26 protein-coding genes are annotated in these 24,569 nt (G+C 68.9%); 12 read left to right on the plus strand and 14 right to left on the minus strand.

Features of this window, described 5'->3' with window-relative positions; all coding sequences use genetic code 11:
* A partial coding sequence (locus O9335_RS15855; RefSeq protein ID WP_298389939.1) for a biotin/lipoyl-containing protein occupies nt 1-147 on the minus strand: 147 nt, incomplete at its 3' end.
* 173 nt (nt 148-320) lie between these two features.
* Nucleotides 321-3,041: a pyruvate dehydrogenase (acetyl-transferring), homodimeric type gene (gene aceE, locus O9335_RS15860; protein ID WP_298389880.1), complete on the minus strand. Its 2,721-nt coding sequence runs from the start codon at nt 3,039-3,041 to the stop codon at nt 321-323.
* A 131-nt stretch (nt 3,042-3,172) separates the two neighbouring features.
* On the opposite strand from aceE, the gene O9335_RS15865 reads away from it, so the two are divergent.
* The 6 genes from O9335_RS15865 (at nt 3,173) to O9335_RS15890 (ending at nt 10,813) form a co-directional block, all read left to right on the plus strand.
* Nucleotides 3,173-5,719, plus strand: coding sequence for a PAS domain S-box protein (locus tag O9335_RS15865; RefSeq protein WP_298389882.1), 2,547 nt, complete (start codon nt 3,173-3,175; stop codon nt 5,717-5,719).
* Nucleotides 5,716-6,342 carry a response regulator transcription factor gene (locus tag O9335_RS15870; protein WP_298389885.1) on the plus strand — a complete coding sequence of 209 codons (627 nt, stop codon included), beginning with the start codon at nt 5,716-5,718 and terminating at the stop codon, nt 6,340-6,342. Before O9335_RS15865 ends, O9335_RS15870 begins: the two co-directional genes overlap by 4 nt.
* Nucleotides 6,343-6,405: 63 nt before the next feature.
* Nucleotides 6,406-7,260: a bifunctional methylenetetrahydrofolate dehydrogenase/methenyltetrahydrofolate cyclohydrolase FolD gene (gene folD / locus O9335_RS15875; protein WP_298389888.1), complete on the plus strand. Its 855-nt coding sequence runs from the start codon at nt 6,406-6,408 to the stop codon at nt 7,258-7,260.
* The gene (locus tag O9335_RS15880; protein ID WP_298389890.1) at nt 7,257-9,272 is read left to right on the plus strand and encodes a M3 family metallopeptidase; all 2,016 of its coding nucleotides are present in this window, start codon (nt 7,257-7,259) and stop codon (nt 9,270-9,272) included. The genes folD and O9335_RS15880 overlap by 4 nt, the downstream gene beginning before the upstream one ends.
* Nucleotides 9,273-9,282: 10 nt before the next feature.
* A complete protein-coding gene (locus tag O9335_RS15885) occupies nt 9,283-10,164 on the plus strand; it encodes a 3',5'-nucleoside bisphosphate phosphatase (protein ID WP_298389893.1) in 882 nt (293 codons plus the stop codon).
* A gap of 16 nt (nt 10,165-10,180) precedes the next feature.
* Complete coding sequence (locus O9335_RS15890; protein ID WP_298389896.1) at nt 10,181-10,813, plus strand: L-threonylcarbamoyladenylate synthase; 633 nt, start codon at nt 10,181-10,183, stop codon at nt 10,811-10,813.
* Here the strand turns inward: O9335_RS15890 and O9335_RS15895 are convergent.
* From O9335_RS15895 to ybaK, 4 genes are read right to left on the minus strand one after another with little or no spacing between them, the layout of a single operon-like run.
* On the minus strand, nt 10,784-11,167 hold the full coding sequence (locus tag O9335_RS15895; RefSeq protein WP_298389899.1) for a glutaredoxin family protein: 384 nt from the start codon (nt 11,165-11,167) through the stop codon (nt 10,784-10,786). The genes O9335_RS15890 and O9335_RS15895 overlap by 30 nt on opposite strands.
* A gap of 7 nt (nt 11,168-11,174) precedes the next feature.
* Nucleotides 11,175-11,531, minus strand: a complete 357-nt coding sequence (locus tag O9335_RS15900) for a RidA family protein (RefSeq protein ID WP_298389902.1) — start codon at nt 11,529-11,531, stop codon at nt 11,175-11,177.
* Nucleotides 11,524-12,138, minus strand: coding sequence for a glycerol-3-phosphate 1-O-acyltransferase PlsY (gene plsY, locus O9335_RS15905; RefSeq protein WP_298389905.1), 615 nt, complete (start codon nt 12,136-12,138; stop codon nt 11,524-11,526). Before plsY ends, O9335_RS15900 begins: the two co-directional genes overlap by 8 nt.
* Nucleotides 12,139-12,143: 5 nt before the next feature.
* Nucleotides 12,144-12,635 (minus strand): Cys-tRNA(Pro) deacylase, encoded by a 492-nt coding sequence (gene ybaK, locus O9335_RS15910; RefSeq protein ID WP_298389908.1) that lies wholly within the window; start codon nt 12,633-12,635, stop codon nt 12,144-12,146.
* 72 nt (nt 12,636-12,707) lie between these two features.
* On the opposite strand from ybaK, the gene O9335_RS15915 reads away from it, so the two are divergent.
* On the plus strand, nt 12,708-13,313 hold the full coding sequence (locus tag O9335_RS15915) for a hypothetical protein (protein WP_298389911.1): 606 nt from the start codon (nt 12,708-12,710) through the stop codon (nt 13,311-13,313).
* A complete protein-coding gene (locus tag O9335_RS15920; protein ID WP_298389913.1) occupies nt 13,310-14,206 on the plus strand; it encodes an alpha/beta fold hydrolase in 897 nt (298 codons plus the stop codon). Before O9335_RS15915 ends, O9335_RS15920 begins: the two co-directional genes overlap by 4 nt.
* A gap of 21 nt (nt 14,207-14,227) precedes the next feature.
* Here the strand turns inward: O9335_RS15920 and rlmH are convergent, their stop codons facing one another.
* The 7 genes from rlmH to O9335_RS15955 form a co-directional block, all read right to left on the minus strand.
* Nucleotides 14,228-14,698, minus strand: a complete 471-nt coding sequence (gene rlmH / locus O9335_RS15925; protein ID WP_298389916.1) for a 23S rRNA (pseudouridine(1915)-N(3))-methyltransferase RlmH — start codon at nt 14,696-14,698, stop codon at nt 14,228-14,230.
* Nucleotides 14,699-15,445: a ribosome silencing factor gene (gene rsfS / locus O9335_RS15930; RefSeq protein ID WP_298389918.1), complete on the minus strand. Its 747-nt coding sequence runs from the start codon at nt 15,443-15,445 to the stop codon at nt 14,699-14,701.
* A 17-nt stretch (nt 15,446-15,462) separates the two neighbouring features.
* Nucleotides 15,463-16,050 carry a nicotinate (nicotinamide) nucleotide adenylyltransferase gene (gene nadD, locus O9335_RS15935; RefSeq protein ID WP_298389920.1) on the minus strand — a complete coding sequence of 196 codons (588 nt, stop codon included), beginning with the start codon at nt 16,048-16,050 and terminating at the stop codon, nt 15,463-15,465.
* Nucleotides 16,041-16,973: an oxygen-dependent coproporphyrinogen oxidase gene (gene hemF / locus O9335_RS15940; RefSeq protein WP_298389922.1), complete on the minus strand. Its 933-nt coding sequence runs from the start codon at nt 16,971-16,973 to the stop codon at nt 16,041-16,043. The genes nadD and hemF overlap by 10 nt, the downstream gene beginning before the upstream one ends.
* Nucleotides 16,970-17,587: a 1-acyl-sn-glycerol-3-phosphate acyltransferase gene (locus O9335_RS15945; protein ID WP_298389924.1), complete on the minus strand. Its 618-nt coding sequence runs from the start codon at nt 17,585-17,587 to the stop codon at nt 16,970-16,972. Before O9335_RS15945 ends, hemF begins: the two co-directional genes overlap by 4 nt.
* Nucleotides 17,584-18,873 carry a phosphoribosylamine--glycine ligase gene (purD, locus tag O9335_RS15950; RefSeq protein WP_298389926.1) on the minus strand — a complete coding sequence of 430 codons (1,290 nt, stop codon included), beginning with the start codon at nt 18,871-18,873 and terminating at the stop codon, nt 17,584-17,586. The genes O9335_RS15945 and purD overlap by 4 nt, the downstream gene beginning before the upstream one ends.
* Before the next feature lie 79 nt (nt 18,874-18,952).
* Nucleotides 18,953-19,678 carry a YebC/PmpR family DNA-binding transcriptional regulator gene (locus O9335_RS15955; protein WP_298389928.1) on the minus strand — a complete coding sequence of 242 codons (726 nt, stop codon included), beginning with the start codon at nt 19,676-19,678 and terminating at the stop codon, nt 18,953-18,955.
* Nucleotides 19,679-19,788: 110 nt separating this feature from the next.
* Between O9335_RS15955 and O9335_RS15960 the strand changes: the two genes are divergently transcribed.
* The 3 genes from O9335_RS15960 to O9335_RS15970 all read left to right on the plus strand — a co-directional run bounded on the left by O9335_RS15960 (nt 19,789) and on the right by O9335_RS15970 (nt 23,328).
* Complete coding sequence (locus O9335_RS15960) at nt 19,789-21,318, plus strand: helicase HerA-like domain-containing protein (RefSeq protein WP_298389930.1); 1,530 nt, start codon at nt 19,789-19,791, stop codon at nt 21,316-21,318.
* A 124-nt stretch (nt 21,319-21,442) separates the two neighbouring features.
* Nucleotides 21,443-22,531, plus strand: a complete 1,089-nt coding sequence (locus O9335_RS15965; protein ID WP_298389932.1) for a sensor histidine kinase — start codon at nt 21,443-21,445, stop codon at nt 22,529-22,531.
* Nucleotides 22,528-23,328, plus strand: coding sequence for a LytTR family DNA-binding domain-containing protein (locus tag O9335_RS15970; RefSeq protein WP_298389934.1), 801 nt, complete (start codon nt 22,528-22,530; stop codon nt 23,326-23,328). The genes O9335_RS15965 and O9335_RS15970 overlap by 4 nt, the downstream gene beginning before the upstream one ends.
* Nucleotides 23,329-23,343: 15 nt before the next feature.
* Here the strand turns inward: O9335_RS15970 and O9335_RS15975 are convergent, their stop codons facing one another.
* A complete protein-coding gene (locus O9335_RS15975; protein ID WP_298389935.1) occupies nt 23,344-23,814 on the minus strand; it encodes a TlpA disulfide reductase family protein in 471 nt (156 codons plus the stop codon).
* A gap of 201 nt (nt 23,815-24,015) precedes the next feature.
* Between O9335_RS15975 and O9335_RS15980 the strand changes: the two genes are divergently transcribed.
* Nucleotides 24,016-24,285 (plus strand): hypothetical protein, encoded by a 270-nt coding sequence (locus O9335_RS15980; protein WP_298389937.1) that lies wholly within the window; start codon nt 24,016-24,018, stop codon nt 24,283-24,285.
* Nucleotides 24,286-24,569 lie beyond the last annotated feature (284 nt).

The following is a 24,569-nucleotide window of genomic DNA, read 5'->3' on the forward strand; positions in this document are numbered from 1 at the left end:
GGGGAGACGCTCTGAGGATCTGTCGCTCTCGACGGTGATCAGGCTCTGCTCGGGGCGGATCGTGTCGCCCTCTTTGACCAGCACCTCGATGATGGCCACATCCTTGAAGTCACCGATGTCCGGGACTTTGACTTGCACCAATGCCATGACGGAGGACCTCAGAGTTCAAGAAGGGGTTGGACGTGGCCGAGCGGGCCGTCCAAAGCGCCGCAATCAAGGCGCAAAACGGAGCTGTAGCCCGAGCTACAGCGAGTATTTGCAACGCCGAGTGCGGCGTTGTGGGCGGAACGAGCGGGCATGGACGACCTCTTCTTGAGCTCTTATGCGTACAGCGGGTTGATCTTGCCGGCGTCGATGCCGTACTTGGCAATGGCCTCGGCCACCTTGGCCATCGGCAGCTTGCCCTCGTCGGCCAGGGCCCTGAGCGCGGCCACCACCACGTAGTGGCGGTTGATCTCGAAGTGCTGGCGCAGCTTGCTGCGGAAGTCGCTGCGGCCAAAGCCGTCGGTGCCCAGCACCTTGTAGGTGCGGCCGGCCGGCACGTAGGCGCGGATCTGTTCGGCGTAGGCCTTCATGTAATCCGTGCTGGCCACCACCGGGCCGGCGGTGCGGTTCAGCTGCTGGGCCACGAAGCTTTGGCGCGGGGCCTCCAGCGGGTGCAGCAGGCTCCAACGCTCGGCGTCCTGGCCGTCGCGGGCCAGCTCGTTGAAGCTCGGGCAGCTCCACACGTTGGCGCTCACGCCCCAGTCCTGCTCCAGCAGGGCCTTGGCGGCGATGGATTCGCGCAGGATGGTGCCGCTGCCCAGCAGGTTGACCTCCAACGCGCCTTTCTCAGCGCCCTGCAGCAGGTACATGCCCTTAAGGATCTCGGCCTCGGTGCCGGCTTGCAGGCCGGGCATGGCGTAGTTCTCGTTGAGCAGGGTCAGGTAGAAGAACACGTTCTCCTGGTTCTCGACCATGCGCTTCAAGCCGCTGTGCATGATCACCGCCACCTCGTGCGCGAAGGTGGGGTCGTAGGAGATGCAGTTCGGGATGGTCCCGGCCAGGATGTGGCTGTGGCCGTCTTCGTGCTGCAGGCCCTCGCCGTTCAGCGTGGTGCGGCCGCTGGTGCCGCCCAGCAAGAAGCCGCGGGCTTGCATGTCGCCAGCGGCCCAGGCCAGGTCGCCGATGCGCTGGAAGCCAAACATCGAGTAGTAGATGTAGAACGGGATCATCACGCGGTTGTTCGTCGAGTACGACGTCGCCGCGGCCACCCAGCTGGCCATGCCGCCGGCCTCGTTGATGCCTTCTTGCAGGATCTGGCCGGCCTTGTCCTCGCGGTAGTACATGACCTGGTCCTTGTCGACCGGGGTGTACAGCTGGCCCTTGGGGTTGTAAATGCCGATCTGGCGGAACAGGCCCTCCATGCCGAAGGTGCGCGCTTCGTCCACCAGGATGGGCACGACGCGCGGGCCCAGCTCCTTGTCGCGCAGCAGTTGCGTCAGGAAGCGCACGTAGGCCTGGGTGGTGGAGATTTCGCGCCCTTCGGGCGTGGGCTCCAGCACGGCCTTGAAGGTGTCCAGCGGCGGGATGGTGAAGCTCTCGTCGGCCTTCACGCGACGCTTGGGCAGGTAGCCGCCCAAGGCCTTGCGGCGCTCGTGCAGGTAGCGCATTTCCGGGGTGTCATCGGCCGGCTTGTAGTACGGCAGCTTGGGCAATTCGCTGTCCGGCACCGGGATGCCGAAGCGATCGCGGATGTACTTGATGTCGTCGTCGGTCAGCTTCTTGGTCTGGTGGACGGTGTTCTTGCCTTCACCGGCCTTGCCCATGCCGTAGCCCTTGACCGTCTTGACCAGCAACACGGTGGGCTGGCCCGTGGTGTTGTTATGGGCCTTGTGGAAGGCGGCGTACACCTTCTCGGGCTGGTGGCCGCCACGGCGCAGTTCGAAGATCTCTTCGTCGCTCATGTGCTCCACGAGCTTGGCCGTTTCGGGGTACTTGCCGAAGAAATTCTTGCGGACGTAGGCGCCGTCGTTGGCCTTCATGGCCTGGTAGTCGCCGTCCAGCGTTTCCATCATCAGCTGCTTGAGCTTGCCGCTCTTGTCGCGGGCCAGCAGCTCGTCCCAGCCCTTGCCCCAGATGAGCTTGATGACGTTCCAGCCGCTGCCGCGGAACTCGCTCTCCAGCTCTTGGATGATCTTGCCGTTGCCGCGCACCGGGCCGTCCAAGCGCTGCAGGTTGCAGTTCACAACGAACACCAGGTTGTCCAGGCCCTCACGCGCCGCCAGGCCGATGGCACCCAGCGATTCCGGTTCGTCCATCTCACCGTCGCCCATGAAGGCCCAGACCTTGCGATTGGCCGTGTCGGCGATGCCGCGGGCGCCCAGGTACTTCAGGAAACGGGCTTGGTAGATGGCCATCAGGGGCCCCAGGCCCATGCTGACGGTGGGGAACTGCCAGAAGTCCGGCATCAGCTTGGGGTGCGGGTAGCTGGACAGGCCCTTGCCGTCCACCTCTTGGCGGAAGCTGTCGAGCTGGGCCTCGGTCAGGCGGCCTTCCAGGTAGGCCCGGGCGTAGATGCCGGGGGAGCTGTGGCCCTGGATGTAGAGCAGGTCGCCACCATGGTTCTCGCTTTCGGCGTGCCAAAAGTGGTTGAAGCCCGCCCCCAGCATCGAGGCCAGCGAGGCGAAGGAGCCGATGTGGCCGCCCAGGTCGCCGCCATCGGCCGGGTTCAGGCGGTTGGCGCGCACCACCATGGCCATGGCGTTCCAGCGCATGTAAGCGCGCAGGCGCTTTTCGATCTCGATGTTGCCGGGGCACTTGGCCTCTTGGTCCGGCGGGATGGTGTTCAGGTAGGCCGTGTTGGCGCTGAAGGGCACGTCGATGCCGGCCTGGCGGGCTTCGTCGATCAAGGCTTCCAAGATGAAGTGCGCCCGCGCACTGCCCCCATCCGCGCCCTCGGTGCCGATGACGGCCTTCAGGGCATCCAGCCACTCTTGCGTTTCTTGGGGGTCGCGGTCGCCGGCGCGCGCGCCGAGGAAGTCTTGGGGTTGGGCCGACATGGGCGTCTCCGTCGCTTTTTTAGAGGGAAGGCTCAAAAACGGGCGGCAGTGTCGCACAAGCCCCATAAATTTCAAATGACGGCCACTAATTGCGCATTATGAAATCAAAAGGCAGCGGGAATAATCACTTCATGCCTTTGCTCGCTCAATGGGCCGAAAGCGCCCAGGCCACCCTGAGACCTCTGCTGGCCACCTACGCCCGGTGGTGGCGACGGCAGTCGCCGGCCCGGCAAGACCGCTTCGCGACCTTGGGGCCGCTGTTCTCGGTGATGCTGTTTTTGGCCGCGATCGTTCTGGCCTTCTGGTACCTGCGCAACGAGGAGCTGGAACGCGAAACCGAGGCGGTGAAGCGCGACACCGAAATCGCCCAGCAGCAGGTCCGCCTGCGGCTGATCGAAAACCAAGAGCAGTTGGCGCGCATGGCCCGAGAGGTGGTCACCCGCCAGATTTCGCCCCAGGACTTCGCCGCCCAAGCCATGGCCTTCGCGCGCGAGCGCCCCGAGGTCACCCACATCACCTGGCTGAATGCCCAACGCGACCGCCGCGCCAGCATCAGCAGCACGGGCTTCCAAGCCAACCATTTGATGGTCCCGGGTTCCGGCGACCCCTCCATGCCCTCGGTCGGCAACGCGCCCGACCAAGCCTTCATCCTGGCCAAGGAGCGCCGTCAAACGGCCTACTCCGGCGCCTTTCGGGATGCCATCGGCAGCCTGGTGTTTCAGGTGCACGTGCCCCTGGTCGACCGCAACGGCTTTGGCGGCGTGCTCATCGCCGAGTACGGTGTGGAGGCCCTGCTGCGCTACTACGTGCCCAACGAGGTGACGGCGCGGCACCCCATGGCCATCGTGGACGACACCACGCTGCTGGCCAGCACCTCTGGCCCGCCGGACCCGCGCGTCAACGAGCGTGCCCTCATCGCACACGACGTGCCGCTGTCCCCCGCCTTCAACGGGTTGCGCCTGCGCGGCACCGGCTACCGCACCTCCATCGGCCTGATCTCCAACACCCTGTTCTGGATGGTGGTGGCGCTGGCGGTGCTGACCGTGTGGATGCTGCTGGGCACTTGGCGCCACATGCGCCGCCGCCTGCACATGCAAAACGCCCTGCTGGCGGAAACCAACTTCCGCCGCGCCATGGAGAACTCCATGCTCACCGGCATGCGTGCGCTGGACATGGAGTCGCGCATCGCCTACGTGAACCCCTCGTTCTGCGCCATGACGGGCTTCACCGAGGCCGAGCTGCTGGGCTGCCGACCCCCCTTCCCTTTCTGGCCCCGCGACCGCCTGGACGAAAACCAGCGCCTGCTCGACCAAGAAATGCAGGGGCGCAGCCCCAGCGGCGGGGTCGAGGTGAAGGTGATGCGCAAGGACGGATCCGTCTTTGACGCCCGCATGTACGTCAGCCCCTTGGTGGACCCCAAGGGCAAGCAGACGGGCTGGATGACCTCGATGACCAACATCACCGAGGCCAAGCGCGTGCGCGACCAGCTCAGCGCCAGCCACGAGCGTTTCACCACGGTGCTGGAAGGGCTCGACGCCGCCGTCTCGGTGGTCTCCGTTCCCGCCCAAGAGCTGCTGTTCGCCAACCGCAGCTACCGGGTTTGGTTCGGTGCCGAAAACGAAGGCCACCTGGCCCTGGCCCAAGAGCCCGTGCGGCCGGCTGAGTTGCAGGGCGACAGCGTGGACGACGCCAGCGGCCTGCCCGCGCAGGAGCTGACCGATGCCTCGGGCGCCGGCATCGGCACCACGCCGCGCGAGGTCTACGTCGACAGCGTGGACCGCTGGTTCGACGTGCGCACCCGCTACCTGCAGTGGACCGACGGGCGGCTGGCGCAAATGCTCATCGCCACCGACATCACCCAGCGCCGCGCCGCGGAGCAACAGGCCCAAGTGCAGGCGGAAAAAGCCCAGGTCACCAGCCGCCTGATCACCATGGGCGAGATGGCGTCCTCGGTGGCCCATGAGCTGAACCAACCCCTCACCGCCATCACCAACTACTGCAACGGCATGATCAGCCGCGTCAAGGGCGACACCATCGCCAAGGACGACCTGCTGGCCGCGCTCGAAAAAACCAGCAAGCAGGCGCAACGGGCGGGGCAAGTCATCCACCGGATCCGCGCCTTCGTCAAGAAGAGCGAGCCCCAGCGGGTTCCCGCGCAAGCGGCCAACATCGTGGACGACGCCGTGGAATTGGCCTCGTTCGAGCTGCGCCGCCGCAACGTCCAGTTGCACACCTATGTGGCGCAGCGCCTGCCCGCGCTCTCGGTCGACCCCATCCTGATCGAGCAGGTGCTGCTCAACCTGCTGAAGAACGCCGCCGAGGCCATCGACAACGCCAAACTGCCCCCCTCGCGTCGGCACGTGGAGTTGCGCGTCGTGCCCCGCCACATGCCCGACCAAGGCGGCACCATCGAGTTCGCCGTGACCGACACCGGCCCCGGCTTGCCCGAGGAGGTGCTGGACCGGATGTTCGAGGCGTTCTACTCGACCAAGACCGACGGACTCGGCATCGGCCTAGGGTTATGCCGGTCCATCGTCGAGTCGCACAAGGGCCGGCTGCGTGCTGAGAATCTTTACAATGGAGAGCTTCTTTCGGGCTGCCGCTTCTCGTTCACCATCCCCGTGGACGCCAAACCCGCAGACACCGCCGCTCACCCCTTGATGGCCTCGAACCCATGAGCTTGATCCCCAAGAAAGGCAACGTCTTTGTCGTCGACGATGACGAGGCCGTGCGCGACTCCCTGCAGTGGCTGCTCGAAGGCAAGGACTACCGCGTCAAGTGCTACGACTCGGCCGAGAACTTCCTCGCCCGCTTCGACCCGCGTGAAGTGGCCTGCCTGATTTGCGACATCCGCATGGACGGCATGAGCGGCCTGGAGTTGCAAGACAAGCTCATCGAGCGCAAGAGCCCGCTGCCCATCGCCTTCATCACCGGCCACGGCGACGTGCCCATGGCGGTGCAGACGATGAAAAAGGGCGCCATCGACTTCGTCGAGAAACCTTTCAAAGAAGAGTCGCTGGTGGCCCTGGTCGAGAAGATGCTCGACCAAGCCCGCACGGCCTTCGCCAGCTACCAAGAGGCCGCCAGCCGCGACGCGCTGCTCAGCCGCCTGACCACCCGCGAAGCCCAAGTGCTGGAGCGCATCGTGGCTGGCCGCCTGAACAAGCAGATCGCCGACGACCTGGGCATCAGCATCAAGACCGTGGAAGCGCACCGCGCCAACATCATGGAAAAGCTGAACGCCAACACCGTGGCCGACCTGCTGAAGATCGCCCTCGGCGCGCAAACCGCCAAGGCTTGATCCGCCCAACCCCGAAGGCCGCTCCCCTGAGCGGCCTTTTTCGTTTCTGAAAGGATGTTTCCCATGCCAGCACAACTCATCGATGGCAACGCCCTGTCCAAGCAAATCCGCTCGGAGATCGCCGAGAAGGCAGCCGCCCTGACCGCCCGTGGCCTGCAGCCTGGGTTGGCCGTGATCTTGGTCGGCGAAGACCCGGCCAGCCATGTCTACGTGCGCAACAAGGTCAAGGCTTGCCAAGACGCAGGCTTCAAGTCCGTGTTGGAGAAGTACGAGACCAGCCTCAGCGAAGCCGATCTGCTGGCCCGCATCGAGGCCTTGAATACCGATCCATCGATCCACGGCATCTTGGTTCAGATGCCGCTTCCCAAGCACATCGACCCGCACAGGGTCATCGAAGCCATTTCTGCACGCAAGGATGTGGACGGCTACTCGACGCTCAGTGCAGGCGAGCTCATGACCCAGTTGCCGGGCTTCCGACCCTGCACGCCTTACGGCTGCATGAAGCTGATCGAAAGCACGGGCTACGACTTGCGCGGCAAGCACGCCGTGGTGATCGGTCGCAGCAACACCGTGGGCAAGCCCATGGCACTGCTGCTGCTGCAAGCGAATGCCACTGTCACCCTCTGCCACAGCGGCACCCCAGACATTGGCCATCACACCCGGCAAGCGGATGTGGTGGTGGCTGCCGTCGGGCGCCGCAACGTTCTGACAGCTGACATGGTGAAGCCTGGGGCACTGGTGATCGACGTGGGCATCAACCGCGACGAGGCCGGCAAGCTCTGCGGTGACGTGGACTTCGACGCCGTCAAGGAGGTTGCGAGCTGGATCACGCCCGTTCCGGGCGGCGTCGGCCCGATGACCATCACCATGCTGCTTCAGAACACGCTCGAAGCCGCCCAACGTAAGGCGCAAGCATGAGCAACCCGCTGCTGTCTCCGGACCACCTCCCCGACTTCGCGGCCATCCGCCCCGAGCACATCCAGCCCGCCATCACCGAGTTGCTGGCCCAGGCCCAGGCGGCGCAAGAGAAGGTCACCGACCCCGACTTCCCCGCCGACCTGCACGCCATGGAGCGCGAGCTCGACGTGGCCACCGACGCGCTGGGCCTGGCCTGGGGCGCCATCGGCCACCTCAACGCCGTGGCCGACACGCCCGCGCTGCGCGAGGCCTACAACGCCATGCTGCCGGCGGTGAGCGAGTTCTTCAGCGGCCTGGGCAGCGACGAACGCCTGTACGCCAAGTACAAGGCCGCGCCCATCCCGCACGACCCCGCCGAGCAGCGCGCGCTGAAGCTGGCGCTGCAAGGCTTCGTGCTCGGGGGCGCCGAGCTGCAGGGCGAGGCCAAGGAGCGCTTTGCCGCCATCCAGACCCGCAGCGCCGAGCTGACCCAGGCCTACAGCGAGCACGTGATGGACGCGACCGACCGCTTCGCCCTGTTCGTGCCGCCCGAGCGCCTGGCCGGCGTGCCGGAGGACGTGGTGGCCCACGCCAAGGCCCTGGCCGAGGCCGAAGGCCAGCCCGGTCAGTGCAAGCTGACCCTGCACTTCCCCAGCTACGGCCCGGTGATGCAGTACGCGCACGACCGCGCCTTGCGCGAACAGCTCTACCGCGCCTACGCCACCCGCGCCAGCGAGCTGGGCGACCCCGCGCTGGACAACACCACCCTGATGCACGAGATCGTGGCCCTGCGCCACAAAGAAGCCGCGCTGCTGGGGCACCCGCACTTTGCGTCGGTCAGCCTCGTGCCCAAGATGGCCGACTCGGCCGAGCAGGTGCTGGCATTTTTGCGCGACCTGGCCACCAAGGCCCGCCCTTTCGCCGAGAACGACCTGGCCGCCGTGCGCGCCCACGCCCTCACGCTGGGCTTGCACGACCTGCAAGCCTGGGACGTCTCGTACGTGAGCGAATCGCTGAAAGCGGCGCAGTACAGCTACAGCGAGCAAGAGGTTCGCCAGTACCTGACCCTGCCGCATGTGCTGGACGGCCTGTTCGCGCTGCTCAAGGACGTGTTCGGCCTGACGCTGACGCCCGTCGAAGCCTCGCAAGCCTCGGTGTGGCACGACAGCGTCCGCCTCCTCGCCCTGCACCGCGACGGGCAGCTGGTCGGCCACGTCTACCTGGACCTGATCGCCCGCCCTGGCAAGCGACCCGGGGCGTGGATGGACGACGTGCGCGGCCGCTGGAAGCGCCCCGACACGGGCCACGTGCAAAGCCCGGTGGCGCACCTGGTGTGCAACTTCGCCCCTGGCGCCGACGGCCAGCCCAGCCTGCTCACCCACGACGACGTGACCACCCTGTTCCACGAGTGGGGCCACGGCCTGCACCACCTGCTGACTCAGGTGACGGTGGGCGGCGTGTCGGGCATCGACGGCGTGGAATGGGACGCCGTGGAGCTGCCCAGCCAGTTCATGGAGAACCTGGCCTGGGAATGGCCCGTGCTGGAGCGTTTGACCAAGCACGTGACGACGGGCGAGCCCCTCCCCCGCGCGCTGTTCGACAAGATGCTGGCCGCCAAGAACTTCCAGGCCGGCCTGCAAACCCTGCGTCAGGTGGAGTTCGCCCTCTTCGACATGCGCCTGCACGCGGAAGGCCCGCAAGACCCGCTGGCCCTGGTGCAGGCCGTGCGCGACGAGGTCTCGGTGCTGCCGCCGCCGGCCTTCAACCGCATGCCCCACAGCTTCAGCCACATCTACGCCGGTGGCTACGCGGCGGGCTACTACGGCTACAAGTGGGCCGAGGTGCTGAGCGCCGACTGCTGGGCCGCCTTCGAAGAAGAAGGCACGGCCAACCCGGCCACCGGCGCGCGCTTCGTGGCCGAGATCCTGGCCCGGGGCGGCTCCCGTCCGGCGATGGACAACTTCAAGGCCTTCCGCGGCCGCGAGCCGTCCATCGATGCCCTGCTGCGCCACCAAGGCATGGCCCTCGCCTGAGAATCAGCCCATGTCTGCCGTCATCGCGCTCAACCACCTCACCAACGCCGATTTGCACTGCCACTCCACCGTGAGCGACGGTGGCTTGGCCCCGGCCGCCGTGGCCGCACGGGCCGCCGCCGCCGGCGTGCAGTTGTGGGCGCTGACCGACCACGACGAGATCGGCGGCATCGCCGAAGCGCGCGAGGCAGCGCTGCGCATGGGCATGGCCTACCTCACCGGCGTCGAGATCAGCGTCAGCTTCGCCGGCCAGGTGGTGCACATCGTGGGCCTGGGCTTCGACGAAACCCACCCGGCGCTGCGCGAGGGCCTGCGCGCGACGCGTGGCGGGCGCGAACCCCGGGCGCGCGAGATGGCCGCCGGGCTGGCCCAGGTGGGCATCCACGGCGCCTTCGAAGGGGCGCTCACCTTCGTGGGCAACCCCGAGCTGATCTCGCGCACCCACTTCGCGCGCTGGCTGGTGGAAGCCGGCCACTGCCGCAGCGTGCCCGAGGTCTTCCACAAGTACCTGACCGAAGGCAAGCCGGGCTACGTGCCGCACCGATGGGCTGCACTGGGCGACGCCATCCGCTGGATCCGCGATGCGGGCGGCATCGCCGTCATCGCCCACCCGGCGCGCTACGCCTTCACCCCCAATGAAGAACTGGCGCTGTTCAACGACTTCATCGCCCATGGCGGCCGCGGCGTCGAGGTGCTGACGGGCAGCCACTCGGCCAGTGAGTCGATCAAGTACGCCGGCATGGCCAAGGAGTTCGGCCTGCTGGCCTCGCGCGGCAGCGATTTCCACGCCCCCGAGGAAAGCCGCACCGACTTGGGCAGCCTGCCCGACCTGAGCGGCGACCTGGAGCCCGTTTGGGTGGCCCTGGCCGACCGCGTTCAAAGGCCTCACTGAGCCGCACGGACTGCGCATGTCGGCCCTCTTTTTCGAAGTCCACCCGCAGAACCCCCAGCCCCGCCTGCTCAAGCAAGCGGCGCAGATCATCCATGCCGGCGGTGTGGCCGCCATCCCCACCGACAGCAGCTATGCCTTGGTCTGCCACCTGGACGACAAGGCCGCTGTGGACGCCCTGCGCCGCGTGCGCGGCGTGGACGACAAGCACCACCTGACCCTGCTGTGCCGCGACTTGTCCGAACTGGCCAGCTACGCCATGGTGGACAACAAGCAATACCGCCTGCTCAAGAGCGTCACGCCCGGGCCGTACACCTTCATCCTGCCGGCCACCAAGGAAGTGCCACGGCGGGTGTCGCACCCCAGCCGCCGCACCATCGGCCTGCGCGTGCCCGAGGGGCCGGTGACCCAGCAGTTGCTGGACATCCTCGGCCAACCCTTGTTGGCCACCACGCTGATCCCGCCCGGAGAAACCGAGGCCCTGAACGACTCGGACGAGATCCGCGAGCGCTTCGGCCATGCGCTGCAAGCCATCGTGTGCGCCGGCGCCTGCCCGCTGGAGCCCACCACGGTGGTGGACCTGAGCCAAGGCGAACCCACGGTGCTGCGCCGCGGCCGCGGCTCACTGGCGGCGCTGGGCCTCGACGATTGACAGCAGCCGTGCCGGGTCCAGGCCCAGCACGACCTGCCCGTGCAGCACGAAGGTGGGCGTGGCCAAGGCGCCTGCACGCACGTAACGCTGCCGGCAGGCCGCATCGCGCTCGATGAAGCACTCCTGGAACGGCACCTGCGCCTCGGTCAGCCACGCCCGCGCCCGGTGGCAGTAGCCGCAGCTGACCGAGCTGATCATCTGCAACTCGCCGGGCAGCAAAGCGGCCCGCAATGCCACGCCTTGCGCCGCCGTGCCTGGCGGCTGGGCCTGCTTGAGCCAGCCGCCCAACCCGAAGGCCAGCCCCATCGCCACCAGGGCGATGAGCCACTCCGTGCGGGTCAGGCGCCGGCTCAAAACCGCCTCATGCCTGGGCCGCGGTGACCACCATCTCCACGCGCCAGTTCGGCCGCGCCAGCGCGGCCTGCACCGTGGCGCGCGGCGGGGCGAAGCCAGGGGCCACCCAGGCGTCCCACACGCGGTTCATGCCGTCGTAGTCCGCCAGGTCGCGCAGGAAGATCTCCACGCGCAGCAGGTGCTGCTTGCTGGAGCCCGCCTCGGCCAGCAGGCGGTCCACCATGCCCAGCACCTCGGCGGTCTGGGCTTCGATGTCGCCGTCGGCGGTTTGGTCGGCCACCTGGCCCGCGAGGTAAACCACGCCGTTGTGGATGGCGGCCTCGCTGTAGCGCTTGGCCATACCGATGCGTTGAACTTCAGCCATTCTTCTTTGCTCCGAGTTTGGATTCCGTGCCTGCCAGCAGGCGTTCGATGTTGGCGCGGTGGCGCCAGACGAGCAGCGCGCCCATCGCGGCCGTGCCCCAGACGATGGGGCCCAGGCCCCAGATCAGCGCTTGGTAGAAAGGCGCAAAGGCCGCCGCCACCATCGAGGCCAGCGACACGAAGCGCGAGAAGGCCACGATGAGCGCGAAGCTGGCCAGCGTGGCCACGCCCAGCAAGGGGTTCAGCGCGAACAGCACGCCGGCCGCCGTGGCGACGCCCTTGCCGCCCTGGAACTTGAAGAACACCGGCCACAGGTGGCCCAAAAATGCCGCCAAGCCCACGGCCACCGCCGCGTCCACGCCCAAGCCCAGGGGCTGGCCCCACAGGTAAACCGCCAGCACGGGCAAGTAACCCTTCAGCGCGTCGAACACCAGCGTGACGATGGCCGCCGCCTTGCTACCACTGCGCAGCACGTTGGTGGCGCCGGGATTGCCGCTGCCGTAGGTGCGCGGGTCGGCCAGGCCCATCAAGCGGCTGGTGATGACGGCGAACGACAGGGAGCCGATCAGGTAGGCCGCGACCACGGCCAGCACGAGGTTGAGGTTCATGCCCGTCATTGTGGCGAAGCGCAGTCCACCGGCCGCGCCCCCAGGGCTTGGGTCAGCACCTGCGGGTCGAGGCCGACCAAGAAACCGCGCCGACCGCCGTTGATGCAGATGCGCGGCAAGACCAAGATGCTCTGCTGCACGTAAATGGGCATGGCCTTGCGCAGCCCGAAGGGCGAGGTGCCGCCCACCAGGTAGCCGCTGTGGCGCTGCGCCACCTCGGGCTTGCAGGGCTCCACCTTCTTGCAGGGAATCTGGCGAGCCAACTCCTTCAGGCTCACCGTGCGGTCGCCGTGCATCAGCACCACCAGGGGCTCGGCCTTGTCGTCCTGCATCACCAGGGTCTTGACCACCGCGTGCTCGTCCACGCCCAGCTGCTTGCTGGACTCGGCCGTGCCGCCGTGCTCCACGTAGTCGTAGGGGTGCTCGGTGAAGGCAATGCCGTGGGCCTTGAGCCAGTCGGTCGCCGGCGTGGCGCTGACATGGGGTGACTTCTTCATGCCGCCATTGTCCCGGGGCACACTGCGCGGGCTTTGCGAGTCACCGTTTCCCGATCCCGAGGGCCCATCCTGTTGGCCGTGCTGGCTGCCCATGCGGCGCTGCTGGCCGCGCTGTGGAGGTGGCCCGCGGCACCGTGGCCTGCACCCGAGAAGGCCCTCAGCACGCTTCGCTGGGTGGCCACACCCCCGGCCCGCCCCACGGCGCCGACGGCGCGACCCACACGGGCCACGACGCCAGCGGCACGGCCTGCAGAGCCAACACCAGCGGCGCCGGCCGCGGACAAAGCAGCACCGTCGGACTCCACCGCCATCACCCTGCCCCCGCCCTCGCCAGGCGCACCGCCTGCCTCGGCTCCGCTGAACCTGGCGCTGCCCCCCAGCTTCCGCGGCGAGGGCCCGATGGTGCCGGCCCGCCAGGCCCAGGGCGATGCGCGCGCCAACTCGCCCCGGCCCAGCCTGGGCGATCAGCTCTTCGGCGCGAATGGCGGGGCCGAGGTGCGCATCGAAACCCAGGCCGGCGCGCAGATCCGCGGGCCGCAAGGCAGTTGCATCCAGGTCACGAACAACACCTGGGCGCAGATGAACCCCATGGACCCCAACGCCCGCGCCCTGCCCAGCAAGGTGCACGACTGCAGCAAACTCGCCCCTGGTGCTGCCCGCCACGCTCGACCCAAATGACCGCCCCTTACTCGCCCCGCCGCCTGCCCACCTCGCGCTTCGAAACCCTGCGCGGCTTGCGCGCCCACGCCTTGCAGTGGGAAGGGGATGCCCGCCGCCCCCTGCGCGTGCTGCTGCACGGCTGGATGGACGTGGCCGCCTCGTTCCAGTTCCTGGTCGACGCCTTCGCCGACGACGCACCGGTCCTTGCCATCGACTGGCGCGGCTTTGGCGACAGCGCGCCCAGCGGCGCCGACGCCTACTGGTTCGCCGACTACGCCGCCGACCTCGACGCCTGGCTGCACCTCCTTAGCCCCGATGCGCCTGTGGATCTCATCGCCCACAGCATGGGCGGCAACGTGGCCATGCTGTACGCCGGCGTGCGCCCCGAGCGCGTGCGGCGCCTGGTGAACCTGGAGGGCTACGGCCTGCCCGACAGCCCGCCGGCCGCCGCCCCAGAACGGATGCGGCGTTGGTTGGACGAATTGCAGGCGCCCGCCCAACTCAAGCCCTACCCCAGCCTGGACGCCGTGGCGGCGCGCCTGCGCAAAACGAACCCGCGCCTGACCGCTGACAAGGCGGCTTGGCTGGCCCAGCACTGGACCGCCCAGGGCGCCGACGGGCAGTACCACCTCAAGGCCGACCCAGCGCACAAACGCAGCCACGCGGTGCCCTACCGCAAGGCCGAAGCCTTGGCCATCTGGGCGCGCATCGCGGCACCCACCTTGCTGGTGGAGGGGGAGGACGACGCGCTGCGGCTTTTTTGGGCCGACCGCTACCCGCGCAGCGACTTCGAGGAGCGCCTGGCGGTGGTGCCCTCGCTGCAACAGCACCGCCTGGCCGACTGCGGCCACATGCTGCACCACGACCAGCCCGAAGCGCTGGCGCAGGTCATCGAGGCTTTTTTGGCCTGAAAGGGTGAGCGCGCCCTCGACTCACTCGCGGTGGTAGGGGTGGCCCGCGCCGATGGACCAAGCCCGGTACAGGGCCTCCACCAACAGCACGCGGGCCAGCGCATGCGGCAGGGTCAGGTCCGACAGGCGGAGCTTTTCGTCGGCCTGGGCCTTGAGGGCGGGGTCCAGGCCATCGGGCCCGCCCATGTAGAGCACCACGTCGCGGCCATCGGCCTTCCAGCGCTCCAGGCGTTCGGCCAGTTGCACCGAGGTCTGGCGCTCGCCGCGCTCGTCCAGCACCACGCGCCGGGCCCCTTTGGGGGTGGCCTCCAGCAGGCGCTGGGCTTCGGCGGCCATCATCTGGCTGGGGGTCTTGCCGGTGGTGCGCGGCTCGGCCTTCACGGTTTTGAGCTCGAGCGGCAAGTCGGGCGGAAAGCGCTTGACCAGGTCGGCCGTGGCCTCGTCGGCCCAGGCGGGCAGACGCTGGCCCACGGCCAGCAGCAAGAGCTGCATTTACTTCTTGGGGGCGGGCTTCTTGGCCGGTGCCTTTTTGGCGGCCACGGCCTTTTTGGCGGCGGCCGGCAGGCTGCGGGCGCTCGACGTTGCAGTCTTGGGGGCTGGGGCCCTCTTGGCCGCGGTCTTGGCGGGGGCGGCCTTCACGGCTGGCTTCTTGGCCGCCGGCTTGGTGGCGCCCACCACCACCGTCTTCACCGGCGCGGCGCGCTTCGGGGCCGCTTTCTTGGCGGGCGTGGCCTTCTTGGCCACGGGCTGAGCGGCCGGCTTGGCGGCCGGCTTGGCGGCCGGCTCGCCCTTCAAGGCTTCGGCGGCGCTGCCCGAGCGGCGGCTGGCCGGGGCCTTGCTGGCCTTTTTGGCCGGGGCCGCCTCGGGCTCGCTGGCCTTGGGCAGCTTCTTGGGCTCGCTGGCTTTGAGCTTGACCGGCTTTTCGCCCCAAATCTCTTCCAAGTGGTAGTAGTCGCGGATGGCGGGCTGCATCACGTGCACCACGGCCGCGCCGCAGTCCACGATGATCCATTCGCCGTTGTCCTCGCCCTCGGTGCGCAGTACCTCGGCACCGGCCTTCTTGACGGCGTCTCGCACACTGGCGGCCAGGGCGCGGGTTTGGCGGTTGCTGGTGCCGCTGGCCACGACGACCCGCTCGAACAAGGGCGACAGCGCCTCGGTGTTGAACACTTGGATGTTCTGGGCCTTGACGTCTTCCAGACCGTCGACGATGGCGCGTTGCAGCTTGCGGATGTCCATGCGGGTGGTGCTCGCCTTCAGGCGATGTAGAGAGAGTGTTGGGCAATGTAGCGGGCAACCTCGTTGCCCACCAAGGGGGAAATGTCGGCACCCTGCGCGACTGCGGCGCGCACGCCACTGGCGCTCACCGCATCAGCGGGCAGGTGCAGGTGCACCGCGCGGTGCGGGGGCAGGGCCGGGTCGGGCGCCACGGCGGCATCGCCCCGGCCCACCACGGCCAGGGTGCAGGCGGCCAGCAGCGCGTCCACGCGCCGCCAGCTGGACAGGTGGGCGTACTGGTCCTGGCCGATCACCAAGAACCATTCGCCCGGCTGCGATGCTTGCAGCGCGTCCAGGGTGTCGGCGCTGACGCTGGGCGCCGACCGGTCCAGCTCCCACGACGACACGCTCACCCGGTCCAGACCGGCCATTTGCAGCCGGGTCATGGCCAATCGGTGGGGGGCGGCGGCCATGGCTTGCCCGGCCTTCTGCCAGGGCTGACCGGCGGGCATCACCACCAACGCGTCCAGCGACAACTGCGCCACCGCGGCCTGCGCCAGCGCACGATGCGCGCGGTGCGGCGGGTTGAAGCTGCCGCCGAACAGGCCCAGCCGTGTCACAGCCACAAGGTGGTGGCCGGCTCGTCGGCCCAGTCGCGCGGGCGCAGGAAGTCGCTGTAAAGCTTGGCCTCGGGCGTGCCGGGTTCGGGCGCCCATTGGTAGCGCCACTTCACCTCGGGCGGCATGGACAGCAAGATGGATTCGGTGCGCCCCCCGCTTTGCAGGCCGAACAGCGTGCCGCGGTCCCACACGAGGTTGAACTCGACGTAGCGACCGCGCCGGTAGGCCTGGAAGTCGCGCTCGCGCTCGCCGTAGGCGTAGCCGTGGCGGCGCTCGACGATGGGGGCATACGCACCCAAAAAGGCATCGCCCAGCGCCTGCATCAGCGCAAAGCCGCCGTCGAAACCCCCTTCTTCGTAGTCGTCCCAGAACACCCCGCCCACGCCACGGGGCTCGTTGCGGTGCTTCAAAAAGAAGTACTCGTCGCAGTCGGGCTTGAAGCGTGCGTAGCGCTCGGGGCCCACGGCGTCGCGGCACACGCGGTGGAAGTGCTGCGCGTCGCGCTCGAACCCGTAGTAAGGCGTCAGGTCCATGCCGCCGCCCCACCAACTCACGGCCTCGCCCTCTGCCGGTTGGGCCGAGAGCATGCGCACGTTCAAGTGCACCGTGGGCACGAAGGGGTTGTGCGGGTGGATGACCAGGCTCACGCCCAAGGCCTCGAACGGCGCCCCGGCCAGGTGCGGACGCGCGGCCGTGGCCGACGGCGGCAGCACACGGCCTTTGACGTGGCTGAACAGCACCGCCGCGCGCTCGAACACGGCGCCGCCCTCCAGCATGCGGCTCAGGCCGTCGCCCTCCAAGCGACCTCCGGGCTCGCGCTGCCAAGCGTCGCTGGCGAAAGGGCTGCCGTCCAGGGCTTCCAGGCCGCTGACGATGCGCTGTTGCAGGCCCAGCAAGTAGACGCGAACGGTGTCGGTAGGCAGGGTCATGGTTTCAAACGGATGGGACTGGCCAAGTGCGGGCGGAAGCCCTGTTTGTCGCCGAGCACGGCGCGGAAGGTGGCGAAATCGACCTCCGCGTCTCCCGTGGGCACGACGAAGTCGGTGAGCGCGATGCAACGCGTGGGCACGTCGAACGAGGCCAAGCCGATGGGCACGCCCGCCTGCACCGCCACTTGGTAAGCGCCGCTGCGCCAGCCGGGTGTCAGGGAGCGCGTGCCCTCGGGCGCGATGGCCAGCCAGAAGTTCTCGCCACGCTCGCGGGCCTCGCGCATCTGAGCCGCGGTCTGGCCCACCACGCCATGCTTGCTGTGCCGGTCGACCGGAATGCCCCCGATCCACCGCGCCCAAGCGCCCAGCAGCGGCACCTTGAACAGGCTGTCCTTGCCCCAATAGCGGATCTGCACGCCCAGGGCCCACTTGGCCAGCACGCCGATGACGAAGTCCCAGTTGGAGGTGTGGGGGTAGACCAGGATGACGCCTTGGCGGGCGGGCAGCCCGTCAAAGCTCAAGCGCCAGCCGAAGCAGCGCAGGATGAAACGGGCGAGCGCACTGCCCCGCGGCTTGAATTCAGGCCGCGCAGGCAGGCGCTCCAGCGGCTTCACTTGCGCGCGATGGCCCGGTGGCCGATGTCGCGGCGGTGCTGCGCTCCGTCGAACTGGATCGAGGCCAGGGTCTCGTAGGCCCGCTGCTGCGCCACGCGCACCGACTCGCCCAGCGCCGTCACGCACAGCACGCGCCCGCCGCTGGTCACCAGTTGGCCGTCGCCATTCAGCGCCGTGCCCGCGTGGAAGACCATGGCGTCGTCGGCGTCGGCCGGCAGGCCGGTGATGGCGTCGCCCTTGCGCGGGGCCATCGGGTAGCCGTGCGCGGCCATGACGACGCCCAGGGCGGCGCGGCGGTCCCACTGGGGCTCGTGCTGGTCCAACTTGCCCTCGGTGGCGGCGTACAGCAGCTCGAACAGGTCGCTCTTGAGGCGCATCAGGATGGGTTGCGTCTCGGGGTCGCCCAGGCGGGCGTTGAACTCGATGGTTCGGGGGTGCCCCTCGGCGTCGATCATCAAGCCGGCGTACAGGAAGCCGGTGAAGGGCATGCCGTCTTGCGCCATGCCGGCGATGGTCGGCAAGATGATTTCGTGCATCACCCGCGCGTGCACGTTGGGCGTGACCACCGGCGCCGGCGAGTAAGCACCCATGCCGCCGGTGTTGGGGCCCACGTCGCCGTCTTGCAGGCGTTTGTGGTCCTGGCTGGTGGCCAGGGCCTGCACGTGCACGCCGTCGCTGACGACGATGAAGCTGGCCTCCTCGCCTTCCAAGAACTGCTCGATCACCACCCGCGCGCCGTCGGCGTTGTGGGCCACGCCCAGCGTGTTGTCGCGCAGGATGTCGTCGATGGCGGCGTGCGCTTCGTCCAGCGTCATGGCCACGATCACGCCCTTGCCGGCGGCCAGGCCGTCGGCCTTGATGACGATGGGGGCGCCCTGCTCGGCCACGTAGGCGTGGGCCTCGTCGGCGTCGGTGAAGGTGTCGTAGCGGGCCGTGGGGATGTGGTGCCGCGCCATGAAGGCCTTGGCAAAGGCCTTGGAGCTTTCCAGCTGCGCGGCAGCCTTCGTCGGGCCAAAAATGCGCAGGCCGCGGGCGCGGAACAGGTCCACCACCCCAGCGGCCAACGGGGCCTCGGGGCCGACCACGGTGAGCGAGATCTTTTCCTGCTCGGCAAAGTCGGCCCACTGCTCGGGCGTGGTGAGTTGGGGCAGGGTCTTGAGCGATGCGTCCCGCGCCGTGCCGCCGTTGCCCGGCGCCACGAAGACCTGGCTCACCCGGGCCGACTGGGTCAGCTTCCAGGCGATGGCGTGTTCGCGGCCGCCGCCGCCGATGACGAGGACTTTCATCGAGACCTCCGCAGGACCGCCCCAAGGAGGTCGAGCGCCCCCGCGGGGGGCAGCGAGCGAACGCGAGCGTGGGGGCCCATCATTCCGAGATCTCGGCGTTGTGGAAGACGTTCTGCACGTCGTCCAGGTCTTCGATCACGTCCAACAGCTTTTGCATGCGGGCGGCGTCGTCGCCGGCCAGGGCGATGGTGTTCTCGGGGCGCATGGTCACCTCGGCCACCTCGGCGGTGAAGCCTTTGGCGAGCAAGGCATCGCGCACGGCCTCGAAATCTCCCGTGGCGGTGAGCACCTCGATGGCGCCGTCGTCGCCGGTGATCACGTCCTCGGCGCCGGCGTCCAGCGCGGCTTCCATCAGCGCGTCTTCGGGGGTGCCCGGGGCAAAAATCAGTTGGCCCACATGCTTGAACTGGAAGGCCACCGAGCCCTCGGTGCCCAGGTTGCCGCCGTACTTGCTGAAGGCGTGGCGCACCTCGGCCACGGTGCGCACGCGGTTGTCGGTCATCGTGTCCACGATGACGGCCGCGCCGCCGATGCCGTAGCCCTCGTAGCGGATTTCTTCGTAGGTCACGCCGTCGAGGTTGCCCGTGGCCTTGTCCACGTTGCGCTTGATGTTGTCGGCCGGCATGTTGGCCGCCTTGGCCTTCTCGATGGCCAGGCGCAAGCGGGGGTTCATGGCCACATCGCCGCCGCCCGTGCGGGCCGCCACGATGATTTCGCGGGTCAGCCGCGTCCAGACCTTGCCGCGCTTTTCATCCTGCCGTCCCTTGCGGTGCTGGATGTTGGCCCATTTGGAATGCCCTGCCATGGGGTCACCGATCTCATGTTCTGAAGGGGCCCGCATTCTAGAAGCCGGCCCCCGGCGGCCCCGGGTCGTCTCGCTAGACTCGCCGCCTCCCCCGCTGTTCCATCCTCACCATGGCCGACCCCCTCCTGCTCGCCCGCCACGGCGACACCGTGTGCGAACTGCTGCCCGCGCTGGCCAACCGCCATGGCCTGATCACCGGCGCCACCGGCACGGGCAAGACCATCACCCTGCAAACCCTGGCCGAGCGCTTCAGCGCCATCGGGGTGCCGGTGTTCATGGCCGACGTGAAGGGCGACCTGACCGGCATCAGCCAAACCGGCGCGCCCAGCGAGAAGCTGCTGGCGGTGCTGAAGGACCGCGGCCTGGAGGCCCCTGCACCCACCCGCTGCCCCACCACCTTGTGGGACGTCTTCGGGAAGTCTGGGCACCCGGTGCGCGCCACGGTCAGCGACATGGGCCCCCTGCTGCTGGCCCGCATGCTGGCCTTGAACGAGACCCAGGCCGGCGTGCTGCAGCTGGTGTTCAAGATCGCCGACGACAACGGCCTGCTGCTGCTGGACCTGAAAGACCTGCGCGCCATGCTGCAGCACGTGGGCGACAACGCCAGCCAGTTCACCACCGAGTACGGCAACGTCAGCGCGGCCAGCATCGGCGCCATCCAACGGGGGTTGCTGCAAATCGAAGCCCAAGGCGGCGACCAGTTCTTCGGCGAGCCCATGCTCAACATCGCCGACTTCATGCAAACCGAGGGCGGTGCGGGCGTCATCAACATCCTGGCGGCCGACCAGCTGATGAACGCCCCCCGCCTGTACGCCACCTTCTTGCTGTGGATGCTGAGCGAGCTGTTCGAGACCCTGCCTGAGGTGGGCGACCTCGACAAGCCCAAGCTGGTGTTCTTCTTCGACGAGGCGCACCTGCTGTTCAAGGACGCCCCAGCGGCGCTGGTCGAGCGCATCGAGCTCGTCGTGCGTCTGGTGCGCTCCAAGGGCGTGGGCGTGTACTTCGTGACGCAAAACCCGCTCGACATTCCCGACACCGTGCTGGGCCAGTTGGGCAACCGCGTGCAGCACGCGCTGCGCGCCTTCACGCCGCGCGACCAAAAGGCCGTCAAAAGCGCGGCCGACACCATGCGGCCCAAGGACGGCCTGGACATCCAGGCCGCCATCACCGAACTCGGCGTGGGCGAGGCCTTGGTCAGCCTGCTGGACGCCAAGGGCCGCCCCAGCGTGACGGAGCGCGTGTTCGTGCTGCCCCCAGGCAGCCGCATCGGCCCCGTCAGCGAGGCCGAGCGCCAGGCCCTGATCGCCGGCTCCCTGGTGGCTGGGGTGTACGAAAAGCAGCTCGACCGCCAGTCGGCCTACGAAATGCTCAAGGGCGCCGCCGCCTCGGCCAGCGCCGCGCCACCCGCACCGGGCAGCGCGGCTCCGGCTCCGGCTCCGGCGCCGGCCGAGGGCAACAGCATGATGGACGGCCTGAAAGACGTACTGTTCGGCTCCACCGGCCCGCGCGGCGGTCGCCGTGAGGGCTTGGCCGAAGCCGCGGCCAAGTCGGCCATCCGCACCATCGGCTCCTCGGTCGGCCGCGAAATCGTGCGTGGCGTCCTGGGCAGCCTCTTGGGCGGCGGGCGCAAGCGGCGCTGAGGCCCCCTCCACTCGCGCCACCCCCGAGCCGATCGCACCGGCGCCGCACCACCGGTCGCAGCGTGCTGGGCCCCAGCGGCGCCGGCCGGCATGCTCGGGCCATCCGCCTCTTGCCATCCGTGCCGTGAACCCCGCCTCCGCCCTGTCGTCCGACCCCACCCGCTGGCGCTACCAACTGCTGGCCACCCTCGCCATCGGCACCTTCGTCGGCTTGCTGATGTACCTCATGCGCGGCCGCCAGTTCTGGGTCGGCATGGTGTACGCCCAATGCATCAGCTTCGGCATCGCCGGCTGCATCGGGCTGGCCCAAGCGGCCGTGTGCCGGGTGCTGCGTCGCAGCGACCCCGACAACCCCCACCTCCGCAAAAACTGGCCAGGCTGGCGCTGGATGGTGCCTTGCGTGCTGATCGGCGCCGTCGTGGGGCACGAGCTCGGCACCGTGCTGGCCGCCAGCCTGTTCGGGCACAGCCCGCAGTTCATGCTGGCCGGCACGGCCCGACAGTTGCTGTTTGGCCTGGGCTTCACCCTGCTGCTCAGCCTGGCGGCCACCCTGTTCTTCTACAACCGGGAGCGACTGCACCACCTGGAAGTGGCCCACGCCGAGCAGCAGCGGCAAGCGGCGCAGGCCCAGCTCACCGCGCTGCAGGCCCAACTCGAGCCGCACATGCTGTTCAACACCCTGGCCCACCTGCGCGTGCTCATCAAACGGCGCCCGGACGACGCCCAGGCCATGCTGGACGACCTCATCGCCTACTTGCGCGCCACCCTCGGCGCCAGCCGCACCCCCATGCACCCGCTGGCGACCGAGTTCGCCCGCTTGAGCGACTACCTGCGCCTGATGCAACGCCGCATGGGCGAGCGCCTGCGCGTGGACTTGCAACTGCCACCCGCGCTGGCCGCTCTGCCCGTGCCCCCCCTGCTGCTGCAGCCCCTGGTGGAGAACGCCATCCAGCACGGCCTGGAGCCCGCCATCGCCGGCGGCACCCTGCGCGTGACGGCGCACGGCCTTGGCGGGCAGCTGCAACTCGTGGTGGAAGACGACGGCGTGGGCCTGGGCGCCGCGCCAGCCTCGCAGGGCACCGGGTTCGGCACCCAACAGGTGCGGGATCGCATCGCCAACCAATACGGTCCCGCTGCGCGGCTGGATCTCCAGGCCATCGCCCCCCACGGCTGTCGAGCCACCCTCACCCTGCCCCTGAACGCCGCCCCATGAGCCCCATCACCTGCCTCATCGCCGAAGACGAACCCCTGCTGGCCGAGGCCCTGGCGGCCGAGCTGGCCAGCGCCTGGCCCGACCTCCAGCTGCTGGGCGTGGCCCCGAACGGACTGGCCGCCGTCGAGCAGGCCCTGGCGCTGCGGCCCAATGTGCTGTTCCTCGACATCCGCATGCCCGGCCAAAGCGGCCTGGACGCCGCCACCGCGCTGGCCGAGGACTGGCCCGACGACGCCGGACCCCTGCCCCTGATCGTGTTCGTCACCGCCTACGACGAGTACGCGCTCAAGGCCTTCGACGCCGCCGCCGTTGACTACGTGCTCAAGCCCGTCCAGGCCCCGCGCCTGGCGCAAACCGTGCAGCGCCTGCAGGCCCGGTGGGCGCAGCGACAGTCCTTGCCCCCCACCGACGACCCGCTCCAAGCCCTGCAGCGCTTGCTGGCCGCCCACGCCCAGCCCGCCAACGCCACCCCCAAGCTGCGCCACCTGCAAGCCGCGGTCGGCGACGCCATCGAACTCGTCCCCATCGACGCCCTGCTCTACCTGGAGGCCGCCGACAAGTACGTGCGCGCCGTCACCGCCGACCAGGACTACTGGGTGCGCGTGTCCTTGCGCGAGCTGCTGCCCCAACTCGACCCCGAGCGCTTTTGGCAGGTGCACCGCAGCACCGTGGTCAATATCGACGCCGTGGCCCGTGCCCAGCGCCTGGACAACGGTTTGGTCAAACTCAGCCTGCGCGGGCGGCCCGACACCGTCATGGTCAGCCGGGTGCACGCGGCCCGTTTCAAGGCCCAGTGAGGCCCCAGGCTGCCCTCAAATCCCCAGGGCAGACCGCATGGCGGCCACGTCGTGGTAGCCGCCACGCAGGCTTTCCACCACCTTCCCTTTGCGGTCGGTGACCGCAAAGTAGGGCACAGCACGGATCTTGGCCCGCTTCGTGAAGCGGCGGTCCGGGTCCAGCAGCACGGGCCGCTCGTAGTGGTCGGCGTAGCGCTTCAGGGCGTCGAGCTTGTCCATGCCCACCACCAGGGTCACGGGCACGCCCTGGGCCTCGACCTCGGCGCGCAGGGCGATGATCATGGGGTCGAGCTGCTGGCAGCTGCCACACCACGGCGCCACCACGATGGTCAGGCAGCGCTCCTGGTCGCAGCGCCCCCCCGCCATGCGCTGCAAGCCCACCTCACCTTGCCGGTACTCCGACAACAGCTCGCCGGGCAGGCGATCGCCACTGCGCCACCACAGCAGCGCCACCCCCAAGCCGATGACCACCATCCAGACCTTCATCGCGGGCTCCCCAGTTGCGCGTGCCAGCCGGCGCCAAGTGCCCCCATCGTAGGCAGCCCGGCCAGCCCGGCACGGCGGGGAAAGTCGGCTTCACAGCACCGGGCGCGCCGTGATAGCTTTTCAATCGCAGCCCGATCGTCCCGGCCCCAGCGCCGCCCACCGGGCTGGGCATCCCGACGGATGACTCGCCCCACACCGCCCATGCCCTCGATCCCCATCGCACCCGCCCATCGCCCCAGCGCCGCCGCGTCGCAGCCAGCCAACCGGGTGACGCGACGCGGCTGGGCCCGACTCGGCTTGGGGGGCCTGGCTGGTTGGGCGCTGGGCGGCGACGCCCCAGCCGCCAGCCCGGCGCTGACCCTGCGGGTGGGGTGGGACCACTACCCGCCCTTCCAAACCGAGCCACGGTCCAGCGCCGCATCGCCCGGCGGCCTCGACGTCGAACTGGGCCCTCTGGGCCCAGTTCGCTGAGCTTCGCCTGCAGTGGGTGCGGGCCCCTTGGGCGCGGCAACTGGCCGATGCCAAAACCGGCCACCTAGGAGTCTGCGCGGCAGAAGCCCCGGCCGTCGCCGAGATCCCGGGGGCGACAGGCGAGGCGCTGGCGCCGCCGCGTGGCGGGCTACGTCAGGAGCCGGCAACGACGCTTGTCGCCCCCGGGGCTCGGCCCGAAGGGTGGCCCCTGGATCCGGCGCAACCCAACACCCACCAACAAGAGCACACCACACCACCGCCCCCGCCCACCCACCCAGCGCCGG

Source organism: Inhella sp., assembly GCF_027532025.1.
Lineage (GTDB): Bacteria > Pseudomonadota > Gammaproteobacteria > Burkholderiales > Burkholderiaceae_C > Inhella.

What these genes read in the sequence shown, in the direction of transcription:
- aceE (WP_298389880.1), bottom strand. Translation starts at nt 3,041, where the DNA reads ATGTCGGCCCAACCCCAAGACTTCCTCGGCGCGCGCGCCGGCGACCGC.
- O9335_RS15865 (WP_298389882.1), top strand. Translation starts at nt 3,173, where the DNA reads ATGCCTTTGCTCGCTCAATGGGCCGAAAGCGCCCAGGCCACCCTGAGA.
- O9335_RS15870 (WP_298389885.1), top strand. Translation starts at nt 5,716, where the DNA reads ATGAGCTTGATCCCCAAGAAAGGCAACGTCTTTGTCGTCGACGATGAC.
- folD (WP_298389888.1), top strand. Translation starts at nt 6,406, where the DNA reads ATGCCAGCACAACTCATCGATGGCAACGCCCTGTCCAAGCAAATCCGC.
- O9335_RS15880 (WP_298389890.1), top strand. Translation starts at nt 7,257, where the DNA reads ATGAGCAACCCGCTGCTGTCTCCGGACCACCTCCCCGACTTCGCGGCC.
- O9335_RS15885 (WP_298389893.1), top strand. Translation starts at nt 9,283, where the DNA reads ATGTCTGCCGTCATCGCGCTCAACCACCTCACCAACGCCGATTTGCAC.
- O9335_RS15890 (WP_298389896.1), top strand. Translation starts at nt 10,181, where the DNA reads ATGTCGGCCCTCTTTTTCGAAGTCCACCCGCAGAACCCCCAGCCCCGC.
- O9335_RS15900 (WP_298389902.1), bottom strand. Translation starts at nt 11,531, where the DNA reads ATGGCTGAAGTTCAACGCATCGGTATGGCCAAGCGCTACAGCGAGGCC.
- plsY (WP_298389905.1), bottom strand. Translation starts at nt 12,138, where the DNA reads ATGAACCTCAACCTCGTGCTGGCCGTGGTCGCGGCCTACCTGATCGGC.
- ybaK (WP_298389908.1), bottom strand. Translation starts at nt 12,635, where the DNA reads ATGAAGAAGTCACCCCATGTCAGCGCCACGCCGGCGACCGACTGGCTC.
- O9335_RS15920 (WP_298389913.1), top strand. Translation starts at nt 13,310, where the DNA reads ATGACCGCCCCTTACTCGCCCCGCCGCCTGCCCACCTCGCGCTTCGAA.
- rlmH (WP_298389916.1), bottom strand. Translation starts at nt 14,698, where the DNA reads ATGCAGCTCTTGCTGCTGGCCGTGGGCCAGCGTCTGCCCGCCTGGGCC.
- rsfS (WP_298389918.1), bottom strand. Translation starts at nt 15,445, where the DNA reads ATGGACATCCGCAAGCTGCAACGCGCCATCGTCGACGGTCTGGAAGAC.
- hemF (WP_298389922.1), bottom strand. Translation starts at nt 16,973, where the DNA reads ATGACCCTGCCTACCGACACCGTTCGCGTCTACTTGCTGGGCCTGCAA.
- purD (WP_298389926.1), bottom strand. Translation starts at nt 18,873, where the DNA reads ATGAAAGTCCTCGTCATCGGCGGCGGCGGCCGCGAACACGCCATCGCC.
- O9335_RS15955 (WP_298389928.1), bottom strand. Translation starts at nt 19,678, where the DNA reads ATGGCAGGGCATTCCAAATGGGCCAACATCCAGCACCGCAAGGGACGG.
- O9335_RS15960 (WP_298389930.1), top strand. Translation starts at nt 19,789, where the DNA reads ATGGCCGACCCCCTCCTGCTCGCCCGCCACGGCGACACCGTGTGCGAA.
- O9335_RS15970 (WP_298389934.1), top strand. Translation starts at nt 22,528, where the DNA reads ATGAGCCCCATCACCTGCCTCATCGCCGAAGACGAACCCCTGCTGGCC.
- O9335_RS15975 (WP_298389935.1), bottom strand. Translation starts at nt 23,814, where the DNA reads ATGAAGGTCTGGATGGTGGTCATCGGCTTGGGGGTGGCGCTGCTGTGG.
- O9335_RS15980 (WP_298389937.1), top strand. Translation starts at nt 24,016, where the DNA reads ATGCCCTCGATCCCCATCGCACCCGCCCATCGCCCCAGCGCCGCCGCG.